This is a genomic window from Micromonospora sp. NPDC007230 (assembly GCF_042869115.1).
Taxonomy (GTDB): Bacteria; Actinomycetota; Actinomycetes; order Mycobacteriales; family Micromonosporaceae; genus Micromonospora.
Map to the genome: position 1 here is coordinate 11,406 of NZ_JBIAFE010000032.1, position 12,285 is coordinate 23,690.

The 12,285-nt window shown below is 74.6% G+C and carries 9 protein-coding genes; 2 read left to right on the forward strand and 7 right to left on the reverse strand.

What is annotated here, in order from left to right; translation table 11 throughout:
* Window positions 1–34 precede the first annotated feature (34 nt).
* The 4 genes from ACFYML_RS32035 to prmC all read right to left on the reverse strand — a co-directional run bounded on the left by ACFYML_RS32035 (window position 35) and on the right by prmC (window position 4,503).
* Complete coding sequence (locus ACFYML_RS32035; RefSeq protein ID WP_387424187.1) at window positions 35–2,149, reverse strand: transglycosylase domain-containing protein; 2,115 nt, start codon at window positions 2,147–2,149, stop codon at window positions 35–37.
* A 150-nt stretch (window positions 2,150–2,299) separates the two neighbouring features.
* On the reverse strand, window positions 2,300–2,911 hold the full coding sequence (locus ACFYML_RS32040; RefSeq protein WP_387424188.1) for a phosphotyrosine protein phosphatase: 612 nt from the start codon (window positions 2,909–2,911) through the stop codon (window positions 2,300–2,302).
* A complete protein-coding gene (locus tag ACFYML_RS32045) occupies window positions 2,912–3,556 on the reverse strand; it encodes an L-threonylcarbamoyladenylate synthase (protein WP_073834939.1) in 645 nt (214 codons plus the stop codon).
* A complete protein-coding gene (gene prmC, locus ACFYML_RS32050; RefSeq protein ID WP_387424189.1) occupies window positions 3,556–4,503 on the reverse strand; it encodes a peptide chain release factor N(5)-glutamine methyltransferase in 948 nt (315 codons plus the stop codon). The genes ACFYML_RS32045 and prmC overlap by 1 nt, the downstream gene beginning before the upstream one ends.
* Before the next feature lie 73 nt (window positions 4,504–4,576).
* On the opposite strand from prmC, the gene ACFYML_RS32055 reads away from it, so the two are divergent.
* Window positions 4,577–6,130, forward strand: coding sequence for a diguanylate cyclase domain-containing protein (locus ACFYML_RS32055; protein WP_387424190.1), 1,554 nt, complete (start codon window positions 4,577–4,579; stop codon window positions 6,128–6,130).
* Between the two features lie 332 nt (window positions 6,131–6,462).
* On the opposite strand, the gene prfA is transcribed toward ACFYML_RS32055, so the two are convergent.
* Both prfA and rpmE read right to left on the reverse strand, forming a co-directional pair.
* Window positions 6,463–7,551: a peptide chain release factor 1 gene (gene prfA, locus ACFYML_RS32060; protein WP_387424191.1), complete on the reverse strand. Its 1,089-nt coding sequence runs from the start codon at window positions 7,549–7,551 to the stop codon at window positions 6,463–6,465.
* A 106-nt stretch (window positions 7,552–7,657) separates the two neighbouring features.
* Entirely contained in the window at window positions 7,658–7,882 is a 225-nt protein-coding gene (gene rpmE / locus ACFYML_RS32065) for a 50S ribosomal protein L31 (RefSeq protein WP_073834647.1), read from the reverse strand.
* 250 nt (window positions 7,883–8,132) lie between these two features.
* Between rpmE and ACFYML_RS32070 the strand changes: the two genes are divergently transcribed.
* Window positions 8,133–9,029: an AAA family ATPase gene (locus tag ACFYML_RS32070; RefSeq protein ID WP_357440122.1), complete on the forward strand. Its 897-nt coding sequence runs from the start codon at window positions 8,133–8,135 to the stop codon at window positions 9,027–9,029.
* 103 nt (window positions 9,030–9,132) lie between these two features.
* On the opposite strand, the gene ACFYML_RS32075 is transcribed toward ACFYML_RS32070, so the two are convergent.
* On the reverse strand, window positions 9,133–12,255 hold the full coding sequence (locus ACFYML_RS32075) for a phosphodiester glycosidase family protein (protein ID WP_387424192.1): 3,123 nt from the start codon (window positions 12,253–12,255) through the stop codon (window positions 9,133–9,135).
* Window positions 12,256–12,285: the final 30 nt, after the last annotated feature.

Sequence of the window (12,285 nt, forward strand, 5' to 3'; positions counted from 1 at the left end):
CCGTGCCTCGGCACCGGCGCCACGGGCCACCCGGTCAGTTCCCCGAGCGGGGGCTGGTGCGCTCGAAGGCGGCGGTCTGGCTGGGCGGGACGAAGTCGCGTACCGGCTGGTCGCGCAGCGCGTACGCCAGCACCCGGCCCACCGCGGCGATCTGGCGGGTCTGCACCCCACCGCCGACGGCGTCCCGGGGATTGTCCGGGTTCGCCGCGATGGTGGCGACGGCGAGCTGCGGGGTGAAGGCGACCACCGTCTCGGTCTCGTTCCGCTCCGCGCTGCCGGTCTTGCCGGCCACCGGCCGGCTCAGCCCGGGCGCCAGTTCCTCGGCGGTGCCGCCGTCGCAACGGCGGTACATCGACTGGTCGCCGACCGGGCAGCGGGCCGCGTCCGCCGCCGCCCGGGCCACCTCCGTGTCGAGCGCCTGCCGGCAGTCCGGGTTCCCGGCGGCCAGCTTCCGTCCGGAGCTGTCGGTGATCGAGGCGACCGGGGTGGGCCGGCACCAGACGCCCTCGGCCGCCACCGTCGCGTACGCGTTGGCCAGGTCCAGCGGGGTGGTGGCGACGACGCCCAGGGTGAACGGGCCCCAGCTCTTCGCCCCCTCGCGAGCCAGCCGGGCGTCGTCGGCCGCGCGCAGCACGATGCCGAGCCGCTCGGCCATCTCCACCACCCGGTCCGCGCCCACCTGCTCGGTCAGCCAGGCGAAGTACGTGTTCACCGACCGGCCGAACGCGCTCCACATGGTGCGCCGGCCGTCCATCCAGTCCGGGTTGGCGTTCGCCGGGCACCAGTGGCCGCCGCACGCCGCCGGTCCCGGCCCGGTGGCGTAGCGGGTGACGTAGACCGACGGGGCGTCGAACTCGGTGTCCAGCGGCAGCCCGGACTCCAGCGCGGCGAGCATCGTGAAGAGCTTGAACGTCGACCCGGCCTGGTAGCCGACGATGCCGCCGCCACCGGCGATGAGCTGGTTGACCGTGTTCGGATAGTTCTCCTGCCCCTCCGGGTTGGCGGCCACGCTGTAGTTCCGGTTCACCGCCATGGCCAGCACCCGACCGGTGCCCGGCTGGACCACGGCGGTCGGCGCGGCCCGTTTGTTGGTGACCGGGTAGATCTCCAGCACCTGCTCGGTGGTCTTGCGCTGCACGTTCGGGTCGAGCGAGGAGACGATCGAGAAGCCGCCCCGCCGGAGGGTGCGCTGCCGCTCCTCCGCGGACGCCCCGAAGGACGGCTGGCTGTTCCACCACTGGGTGAACCAGTCGCAGAAGAAGCCCCAGTCGTTGTGGTCCTTCGAGATCGCCGCGCAGTCGTTCGGGGTGGCGCTGGGCTTCAGGGCGAGCTGCTCGGCCTTCGCCCGGGCGGCGTCCTCGGCCGAAACCTGGCCGGTCTCCACCATCCGGTCCAGCACGTACGCCCGGCGGTCCAGGGCCGCGTCGGCGTCCCCGTTGATCGGGTCGTCGGTGTCCGGCGAACGGACCAGCCCGGCGAGCAGTGCCGCCTGGGCCAGCGTCAGCTTGGCCGGGGTGGTGGAGAAGTAGCGCTTGCTGGCCGCGCCGACGCCGTACGCCCCCGCGCCGAAGTACGCGATGTTCAGGTAGCGGCTGAGGATCTCGTCCTTGCTCAGCTCCCGCTCCAGGGCCAGCGCGTACCGCATCTCGCGGATCTTGCGGCCCGCGGTGACCTCGGTGGCCCGGGCCCGCTGCGCCTCGGTCAGTCGGGGATCGCTGGCCAGCGCGTTGCGGACGTACTGCATGGTCAGCGTCGAGGCGCCCTGCCGGGTCCCGCCCTCCCGCTGGTTGACGGTGAAGGCCCGCACCACGCCGCGCACGTCGACGCCGTGGTGCTGGTAGAACCGGACGTCCTCGGCGGCCACGATGGCCTGCCGCATCACCGGCGCCACCTCGGCGGCCGGCACGTCCATCCGGTCCTCGACGTAGAACGAGGTGATCAGGGTACGGCCGTCGTTGGCGTAGAGGTTGGAGCGCTGGGCCGGTTCCGGCGTCCGCAGCGACTGCGGCAGCTCGGCGTAGGGCACCAGCCCCTTGAAGCCGAACCCGAAGACCAGCGCGGCCGGCAACGCGGCCGCCGCCAGGGCCAACCCGGCGAGCACGCCGGCGAGCAGGATGGTGAACAGCTTGTCGAGATGGACCCGGTTCATCAGCTCTCCCCGCAGGAGCCGGCTGTACGAGACGCATTCAGAATGACGCGAATCGGCCGTTTCGCCGCCACCTTCCCCAAAACACGCAGGAATTTCGCGAGGAAGGATGAAGGTGGACAGAAACCCCTACACGGAGCGGGCGGGGGGACTTCAGGGCAGCAGTGCGGCGGCCAGCGGGTGGACCGTCTCCTCGATCTCGTCGGCCACCCGGCTGAAGCACTGGTCGCCCCGGCCCCACGGGTCGTCGAGGTCGTCGCCGGGCAGCGGGGCCGCGCCCTGCCGGGCCGCCTCCGCCGCCGCCACCAGGGCCACCCCGCGGGCGTACACCGCGTCCGGAGTGCCTGCGGCCGGAGGCAGGACGGACGCGTCCACCCCACCCAGCAGCCGGCCGAACTCCCCCAGCACGAAGGTGCGCGCGGCGGCGTCCGGGCGCAGCGCCACCACGTACTCCTGCTGGTCGGCGGTGGCGGTGAGGACCAGATCGGCGGCGTCGATCAGGTCGGAGCGGAGCTTGCGGGCGGCGAAGCCGGCCACGTCGCCGCCGCGGGAGATCACCTGCCGGGCCGCCGGCGGGTTCATCTCCTCGCCGGCGTGCCAGCCGCCGGTGCCGGCGCTGTGGCTGTGCAGCAGCTCGTCGGAGCGCTCCGGGTCGGCACCGAGCCGGCCCAGCCGCTCGCGGACGGCGAGCACCAGCAGCCGTTCCGCCATCGGCGACCGGCAGATGTTGCCCATGCAGACGTGCAGGACGGTGAACGGGGGCACTCAGAACCCCCGCTCGTCGAGCATGTCCGGCACCACGTCGCGCAGCTTCTCCAGCGACACGGCACCCTGGCGCAGCACCCGGGGCACCTCGCCGGTGAGGTCGACGACGGTGCTCGGCACCGGGTCCAGGGCCGGGCCCGCCTCCAGATAGGCCCGCACGCCGTAGCCGAGCTGGTCGCGGGCTTCCTCGGCGGTGAGCGCGGCCGGCTGGCCGACCTTGTTGGCCGAAGCCACCGCCATCGGGCCGGTCTCCCGCAGCACCTCGAGGGCCACCGGGTGCAGCGGCATGCGTACGGCCACCGTGCCGCTGCTGTCGCCCAGGTCCCAGGACAGGCTCGGCGAGTGCTCCACCACGATGGTCAGCGCGCCCGGCCAGAACGCCTCGACCAGGTCGCGCGCCGCGCGCGGCAGCGAGAAGACCAGGCCGTCGAGGGTGTGCCGGGAGCCGATCAGCACCGGGGGCGCCTGCCGGGCGCCACCCTTGGCGTCGGCGAGCGCCTTCACCGCGTACGGGGTGAAGGCGTCGGCGCCGATGCCGTAGACCGTGTCGGTCGGCAGGACGACGAGTTCCCCGTTCTTGACCGCCTCGATGGCAGCGGCGATGCCGCGGTCCCGGTCGGCGAGCGACCGACAGTCGTAGAGCATCACGAGGAGTCAGTCTGCCACGCCGCGTCGGGCTCGGCGTGCTGGCCGTCCGCCCGGCGGGACGCGGTGGCGAACCGGGGCCGGCCGACCAGGTCCCGGTGCTCCTCGACCCGCTCGTACCGGCCGTCCGCGGCGAGCAGCGCCGGCACCGCCGCGCCGTGGGTGTCGTCGTGCTCCACGCCGAGCGCGCCGCCGGGCCGGAGCAGCGCGGTGGCCCGGACGACCACCGGCCGGATCACGTCCAGCCCGTCCGCGCCGCCGAAGACCGCCTCGTCCGGGTCGTACCCGGCCACCTCCGGGGACACGGCCACCGACCGCGGCACGTACGGCGGGTTGCAGAGCAGCACGTCGACCCGGCCCACCAGGTCGGCGAGGAGCTGCGGGTCGGTGACGTCGGCGGCCACCACCTCGATCGGGGTGTCCCCGGCGGCGGCCCGGTCGGCGGCGTTCCGGCGCAGCCAGGCCAGCGCCGCCGGGGACCGCTCCACCGCCACCACCCGGGCCTGCGGCAGCTCCTGGGCCACCGCCAGGGCGATCGCGCCGGAGCCGCTGCACAGGTCCACCACCAGCGGCGAGCGGCGTTCCCGGCCCTGGGCCACGCCCCAGCCGGCGAGCAGCTCGGTCTCCGGCCGCGGTACGAACACCCCGGGGCCGACCGCCAGCTCCAGGTGCCGGAACCCGGCGGTGCCGGTGAGGTGCTGGAGGGGTTCCCGCGCCACCCGGCGCGCCACCAGCGCGTCGAACCGGTCACGCTGCCCGGGGGTGAGGCCCTCGGCCAGGGCCAGCCGGCCGCGCGGCACGTCCAGCACGTACGCGGCCAGCTGCTCGGCCTCCGCCCGGGGCGCCTCGACCCCCGCCGCCGCGAGGGTTCGGGCCGCCCGGGCGACCGCCGACGAAGGCCGCTCGCGTTCCGTCCCTTCGGACGGGTGTTGCGGGAGGTGGGTCACGACATAATCATGAAGCGTCGCGGGTCACATCACGAGCGGGTGCGTTCGGGCGCACACCACAGGGAGGTTTCGAGTGGGCTGGCTCGACCGGGTCGACGACCAGGTTGACGCCCTCCGGCGCGCCCGGGCGTTGCAGGAGGCGAGCCGCTCGGCGGAGGCGGTCGTCCTGCTCGACCGGGTCGTCCGCACCACGAACGATCCCTGCGCCCGCGCGGACGCGCTGGTCCAGCGCCTCTGCGCGGTGATCAATCTCGGCCGGACGGCGGAATACACCCGGGCCATCGAGGAGGCCTCCGCCGCCGTCCGGGACCTCGCCGAGCCGTACCTGCACGGGCACCTCAACGCCCTCGCGGCGCTCGCCGCGCACCACCAGGGGGCGCTGGACCGATGCGTCACCCACCTGGTCAAGGCCTCCCGCTGGCTGACCGCCGACGACGACCCGGACCGGGACACCGCCTGGGGCTGGCACGACCTGGCGATGGCCTACTCCTACCTCAGCTTCCACGGGCACGCCCTCGGCGCGATCGAGCGCGCCCGCCAGGTGGGGATCGCCGCCGGCATCCCCGAGGAGACCTTCGCCGCCCCGGGCATCCGGCTGCGCAACGCGGTGGCCCTCGACCACACCGGCGACAGCGACGGCTGCCTGCGGGTGCTGCGCGACGTGGCCGGAGACTTCAACCGCTTCCTGCACAGCGGTCGGGCCGGCAACATCCGGCCGAGCAGCCTGGCCGCGTACGGCTACGCCGTCGCCCGGCGGGCCGCCCTCGGCGACCAGCTGGATCCCGGCGGCGACGCCGACCCCGACCGGCTGCTCGGGCACGGCGGCGACAGTGCCCGCGCGCGGGACATGCGCCAGCTCGGCCAGGTCTGCCTGGCCATCGCCGACGGCCGCCCGATCGAGGCGGTGACCCGGCTGGACACCTCCCGGGTCTCCGTCGAGACACTGGGCGCGGCCGAGCCGCCCCGGCTGCGCAGCATCGCGCTGGCCCGGGCCGGCGACCACGCCGCCGCGCACCGGGCCGACCGGTACGCGTTCCGGCTGGCCGCGCAGCGCAACGACCGGCTGCGGGACGTCTACATCGAAGGCATCGCCGCCCGGATCGACCACGAAGAGGTGCGCCGCGAGGCCGCCCGGTACGAGGGCGAGGCGCTCACCGACCCGCTCACCGGGCTGCCCAACCGGCGCCGGCTGGAGCGCTACATCGGCGCCGTGGTGTCCCGGGGCGAGCGGGTGGTGATCGGCGTCTGCGACCTGGACGGCTTCAAGGCGGTGAACACCCGGCACGGCCACCACTCCGGGGACCTGGTGCTGCAACGGATCGCCGGGGTGATCAACCGGGTGATGCGCCGTGGAGACTTCGTGGCCCGGTACGGCGGGGACGAGTTCGTCGTGGTGCTGCCCGAGGCGGGCATGTCCGAGGCGGCCGAGGTGGCCCGCCGGATCCAGGCGGCCGTCCGCACCGAGGACTGGGAGTCCCTGGTCCCCGGCACCCCGGTCGGGGTGAGCATCGGCTTCGCCGAGGTGAGCGGGGGCTCCGGGGCGAGCGTCCGGGACGCCCTCGGCGCCGCGTTCGAGCTGGCCGACCGGGAGATGCTGCGCGCCAAGGACCGCCTCCGCGCCTCCTGACCCCACCCCGCACGCCGCCCCGCGCCGCCATGCCGCCCCCACGCGCCGTGCGCCCGCGCGACCACCGTGCGCCCGCGCCGGGCCGTGCGCCCGCGCCGGGCCGTGCGCCCGCGCCGGGCCGTGCGCCCGCGCCGCCACCGTGCGCCCGCGCCGGGCCCGTGGGGCCTAGTTCACGGAAAGAGTGGCCATCCGGCGCGGAATGGCCACTGTTTCCGTGAAACTGGCCCCAAGTCGCCGCCCGCGGTGACGCCGACCGGGCCACCCGTTCGGCCGGCGAGGCGGTGGAACGCGCCGAGGGCGCGCGCGGAGCGGCGCGGCGGGCGAGCAGGGCGTCAGCGGCGGGTCAGTTCGGTTTCGCCGGCCAGCCGGGCGGCGCGGTCGGCCTCGGTGAGGGCGTCCAGGACCCCGTCCAGCTCACCGGCCAGGGCCAGATCCAGGTTGTACGCCGTGTAGCCGATCCGGTGATCGGTGATCCGGTTCTGCGGGAAGTTGTAGGTGCGGATCCGCTCCGACCGGTCCACGGTGCGGACCTGCGCCTTCCGGGCGTCCGAGGCGGCCGCGTCGGCCTGCTCCTGGGCGGCGGCGAGCAGCCGGGCACGCAGGATGCGCATCGCCTGCTCCCGGTTCTGCAGCTGCGACTTCTCGTTCTGGCAGGAGACCACGATCCCGGTGGGCACGTGGGTGATCCGGACCGCCGAGTCGGTGGTGTTGACCGACTGGCCGCCGGGCCCGGACGAGCGGAACACGTCGATCCGCAGGTCGTTCGGGTCGATGGTGAGGTCGACCTCCTCGGCCTCCGGCAGCACCAGCACGCCGGCCGCGCTGGTGTGGATCCGGCCCTGCGACTCGGTGACCGGGACGCGCTGCACCCGGTGCACGCCGCCCTCCCACTTGAGCCGGGACCAGACGCCGTTGCCCCCCTCGGGCACGCCCTTGGTCTTGATCGCCAGGGAGACGTCCTTCACGCCGCCGAGGTCGGAGTCCTGCGAGTCGATCACCTCGGTGACCCAGCCGTGCCGCTCGGCGTACCGGGTGTACATCCGGAGCAGGTCGCCGGCGAAGAGGGCCGACTCCTCGCCGCCCTCCCCCGCCTTGATCTCGACGATGACGTCCTTGGCGTCGTGCGGGTCCCGAGGGATCAGCAGCTCCGCCAGCCTCTCCTCCAGCGCCGGCAGGGACACTGCGATCGCCTCGGCCTCGGCGGCGAACGCCGGCTCCTCGGCGGCCAGCTCGCGGGCGGCGGCCAGGTCGGCCCGGGCCTGCTCCAGCTCGCCGGCGGCCTTGTGCAGCGGGACCAGCTCCGCGTAGCGCCGGCCGACCCGCCGGGCGGTGCCCTGGTCGGCGTGGATCGCGGGGTCGGCCAGCCGCTTCTCCAACTCGGCGTATTCGTCGAGGAGGGCGGCCAGGCGCTCACTGCTCATGCTGCGGATGCTCCTTGGACGACCGGATGGGGACAGGGACAAGCGGGCGGAAACGGACGAACGCCCGCGCCCGGCACGGAGCCGGACACGGGCGTCGTCGGAGCAGCTACTTGGCCTTCTTGGCCTGAACCTTGGCGTACTTCTGCTGGAACTTGGCGACCCGACCGGCGGTGTCGAGAACGCGCTGCTTACCGGTGTAGAACGGGTGGCAGGCGCTGCAGGTCTCGACGCTGATCTGACCGCCCTTGGCGGTGCTGCGGGTCGTGAACGTGTTGCCGCAGGAGCAGCGGACCTCGGTGGTCACGTACTCCGGGTGGATGTTGGGCTTCATCTCGCCTCGGTCCTTTCGTGGGTGGTCGCCGGGTCGCCGTCGTCGCTCCCCGCCGTCCGCGAGAGGCTCGGGCGTGAACCGGAACCGGTGGCCGACTGACCAGTGTGCCATGGGCCTCCGCCGACCCGGCGAGCGGGCCGCACCGGAGGTCCGGCAGGCGCAACGCTCACCACCCGGTACGCATTCCCGCGCGGCTCGCGGGCATTCTGAACCGGTCCGGGGATGGACCGGGACGAACTGGAGGTGCGGGATGTTCTGCCTGATCGCGACCCGTGGGCTGCCCGCCTCCGGCAAGACCACCTTCGCCCGCCGGCTCCAGCCCGGCGTGGTTCGGGTCAACCGGGACGACCTGCGCCGGATGATGCACGGCGAGCGGCTCTTCACCCAGTGGGCCGAGGGGCAGGTCACCCGGGCCCAGCGGGCCCAGGTGGAGGCGCTGCTGGCGGCCCGGGTGAGCGTCTGCGTGGACGACACCAACCTGCGCTCGCGTACGTTGCGGGACTGGGCCGAGCTGGCCGAGCGGTTCGGCGCCGCGTTCGAGGTGCACGACTTCACCGACGTGCCGCTGGAGGAGTGCCTGCGCCGGGACGCGGCCCGGCCGGAGGCCGACCGGGTCGGCGAGGCGGCGATCCGCCGGCTGCACGAGCGCTACCTCGCCAACCGACCGTTACCGCTGCCGGTGCCGACCGCCCGCACCGGCACCCCGGCCCGGGTCCACCCGCCCCACCCCGAGCCGCCCGCGATCGTGCTGGTGGACATCGACGGCACGGTGGCGTTGACCGTCTCCCGCAGCCCGTACGACATGACCCGGGTCGGCGAGGACGCCCCGAACGAGGCGGTGATCGCGGCGGTCCGGGCGATGCACGCGGCCGGGCACGGGGTGGTCTTCTGCTCCGGCCGGGACGCGACCGCACGGCCGGCCACCGAGGCCTGGCTGGACCGGCACGTCAAGGTGCCCTACCTGGCGCTGCACCTGCGGGCGGTCGGCGACCACCGCAAGGACGCCGTGGTCAAGCAGGAGATCTACGAGCGGGAGATCCGGGACCGGTACCGGGTGGTCGGCGTCTTCGACGACCGGCAGCAGGTGGTCCGGATGTGGCGCTCGCTCGGCCTGACCGTCTTCCAGGTGGCCGAGGGCGACTTCTGACCGAGCACCCGCCGACGGGCTCCTCCCCCAGGTCACAGGGCCCGTCGGCGGGTGGCGGCCGGCCTCCGGGAACGCGGACCATGGCCGCGCCCCCGGGGGCGGCTCAGGCGGCGGGCGCCTCCGCCGCCGTCAGGGTGACCGTCGCCTGGGCGGGTACGCCGTTGACGGTCACCGCGAGCACCACCTGACCGCCGGGGCGCAGCGCGGTCAGCTGCCCCGTCGCCGGGTCGAACCGGGCCACGTGCCAGGGCTTCACCCCGTCGGCCCCACCGACGTGCAGGTTCGGCGAGCCGGACCAGTCGGCGCTGACCGGTGCGGCGACCGGGACGGCACGGCCGCCGGGCTGGGTGAGCGTGGCCGTGACGGTCGCCGGGGCGCCCACCGCGACGCTGGCCGGAGCCGCCAGGGCGAGCCGGTCGACGTGGGCGTGGAACTCCGCCTCGACCCAGCGCGGCCCCTCGGCCAGCGGGTCACGCCGGGCCCGCTCCGCCTCCTGCGGGGTCACCGGGTCGACACCGAACTCGGTCCAGCCGGTGAAGCCGCCGAGCTGCGGCGGGGTGGACGGGTTCTTGCCCGAGTTGCCGTTGATCACGTACGGGACGCCGTCCACCCGCTCGGCATGGAACGTGCCGACGTGCCCGTTGACCAGGAGCGCGCCCTTGCCCGTGCGGTGCTGGAAGTCGGCCAGCCACTGCTCCACCAGGGCGGCCTCCTTCCGGTCGCCGAGCTGGCTGGCCTTGGCCGGGCTGGGGTCGCGGGGCGGGTGGTGGAAGAACACCGCGACCGAGCCGACGGCCGGGTCGGCGGCGGCCCGGTCCAGCGTGTCCCGCAGCAACTTCACCTGGTCGAAGCCGCCGCCGCGCAGTGAGCCGCTGGCGGTGTTCAGCGTGACGAACCGGGTGCCCTCGTGGTCGAAGACCCGCGAGGTGTCGCCGAAGACGGCCTTGAAGTTGTCGATCGGGGCGCCCATGATCTCGTGATTGCCCGGGACGTAGTAGTAGGGCAGCTCGCCGCCCAGTTCCTCGTCGAGGATCCGCTTGGCCAGCGCGAAGTCCGCCGGGTACGCGGTGTCCACGAGGTCGCCGTCGATGATCACGAAGTCGGGCTTCGCCGCCTTGATCTCGCGGAGCGTACGGCGGGCCTGGGCGACCAGGTCGCTGTCCGGGTCGGCGGCGACGAACTGGGCGTCGGACATCACCGCGAAGCGCCAGGGCGCGCCGTCCACCGTGCCGTCGCGCAGCACCACCCGGTCGGTCAGCGGTGACTCGGCCGGCGCGTCCAGGGTGGGCGGCACCTTGGCCACCAGGTCGTCGATGACCACCTCGCTCCGGTACTGCTTGGCCGGGTCGGTCTCCGCCACGTAGAACCGGCGCACCCGGACCGGGTACTGCACGCCCGGCGGGACGGTGAACTCGACGTACCGCCACCCGGTCCAGGTGACGTACGGGCCGCGGAGCACGAACTGGGTGTCCTGGGCGTCGTGCAGGTGCAGGCTGGGCCACTCCCCGGCGCCGTTGCCCTTGATCCACATGCCGAAGGCCTGCGGCTGGCCGGGCACCGGGATCCAGGCCGGCGGGTCGGCGTACGCGGCGCGGGTGCCGGTCGACTGGCTGAAGTCGTACGACAGCTTCAGGCCGGTGCCCGTGTGGCCCGGCGCCGGCGCGACCGACCCGCTGGCCCGGGCCTGGCTGAACTTCCAGGAGGCGGCGTCGTCGAAGCCGGCCACCGGCGCGTCGGCCAGCCCGACGGTCACCGGCAGCACGGTGGCCTGCGCTCCGACGTGGACGGTGACCAGGGCGGAGCCGGTGTCGCTGAGCGCCTTGACCGAGAGGTTGCCGTCGCCGGTCGGGGTGACCGCGAGGAGGTCGTGGTCGTACTCCAGGCGCAGGTCGGCCGGCTCGATCGGCGCGGTGTTGCCCTCGGCGTCGTAGCCGACCACGCCGAACAGGCCGGTGTCACCCTGCCGGTTGAGGCCGAGCCGGTCCACGGTTGAGTCGATCCGCTCCAGGGGACCGAGCACGGTCAGGTCGAGGGTGCCCCGGGCGGCCTCGTGCCAGGCGGTGACGGTGCTGCGGCCGGGCCGACCGGCCCGGAACACGCCCTCGTCGTCGACCGTGCCCTGGGCGGCCGGGTTGGCCCGCCACTGCGGCGCGCCGGCCGCCGGCCCGTACGTCTCGTCGTAGCCGGCCGCGGTGAGCCGGCGGGTGAGCCCGGGGAAGACCCGGTCCGGCCGCCCGCCGCGGACCGGCGCGACCCCCGGCGCGGCGGTCGGGTCACTCGCCGTCTCCAGCCAGTACCCGGTGAGCCGGCCGCTGCCCGGCGGGGCGTAGATGGCCAGGCCGTTCGGCACCGGCCGCTCGCTGCCGTCCGAGGGGCTGTTCTCCACCTGCACGGTGGCCGCGCCGGGCTCGCGGGCCAGCAGGGTCGAGGAGCCGCCGCCGTCGAGGTTCAGCGCGGTCCACGCGCCGAGCTCGCGCATCATCCGGCCCAACTCGGTCTGCGTGACGCCCCGGCTGTCCACCTGCCGGCCGTCCACGGTCAGCATGATCATCCTGCGCCCGTCGGCGGAGAAGCCGACCGAGGTACGCGGGGCCAGACTCTGGTCGGCGATCTGCTGCACCACGCCGTCCCGGATCAGCACGTTGCCGCCGCCGACCGCAGCCCGCAGGCTGCTCCCGTCGGAGGCCTTCGGCCGCCAGCTCAGGTCGACCGGATCGCCCGGCCGCAGCGCCGCGAGCGCGTCCGCGCCCGCCTCCCGGCCCAGCAGCACGGTGGTGCCGGCCGGGATCGGGCCCTCGCCCGCCGTGGTGGCCACGGCGGCCACCTTGCCGCCGGTCACCGTCACCTCGACCACCCGGGCGGCGCCCTCCACCGGGCGCTTGCGGGAGTACGTCCCCCAGAGCGGGGTGAAGACGCCGACGCCGTCGCGCTGCACCATGTTGTTGAACTGGGTCAGCGGCACCGACCCGGCCGGCAGGGTGGCGGTGCCCTCGAAGCCGACCTGGATCACCCGGCCCAGCCCCTCGGCGCTGATCGCGGCGGCGTTGGTGTGCCCGGCGACCGGCGACTGGACCAGTTCACCGGAGCGGATGCCGATGCCCTGCGCGGCGCCGGAGTTGTTGATGTCGAAGAAGTCGCCGTTGACCGCGGCCACCGCCCGGGAGCGGTCCACCGCGGCGCGCAGCGGCTCGTCCCGGGTCACCGCGCCTGAGTTGACGTAGTCCACGGTGACGCTGCCGGACAGGTCGGCGGTGAG

Coding starts and splice junctions, on each gene's coding strand:
- ACFYML_RS32035 (WP_387424187.1), bottom strand. CDS start 2,149: ATGAACCGGGTCCATCTCGACAAGCTGTTCACCATCCTGCTCGCCGGC.
- ACFYML_RS32045 (WP_073834939.1), bottom strand. CDS start 3,556: ATGCTCTACGACTGTCGGTCGCTCGCCGACCGGGACCGCGGCATCGCC.
- prfA (WP_387424191.1), bottom strand. CDS start 7,551: ATGAGCAGTGAGCGCCTGGCCGCCCTCCTCGACGAATACGCCGAGTTG.
- rpmE (WP_073834647.1), bottom strand. CDS start 7,882: ATGAAGCCCAACATCCACCCGGAGTACGTGACCACCGAGGTCCGCTGC.
- ACFYML_RS32070 (WP_357440122.1), top strand. CDS start 8,133: ATGTTCTGCCTGATCGCGACCCGTGGGCTGCCCGCCTCCGGCAAGACC.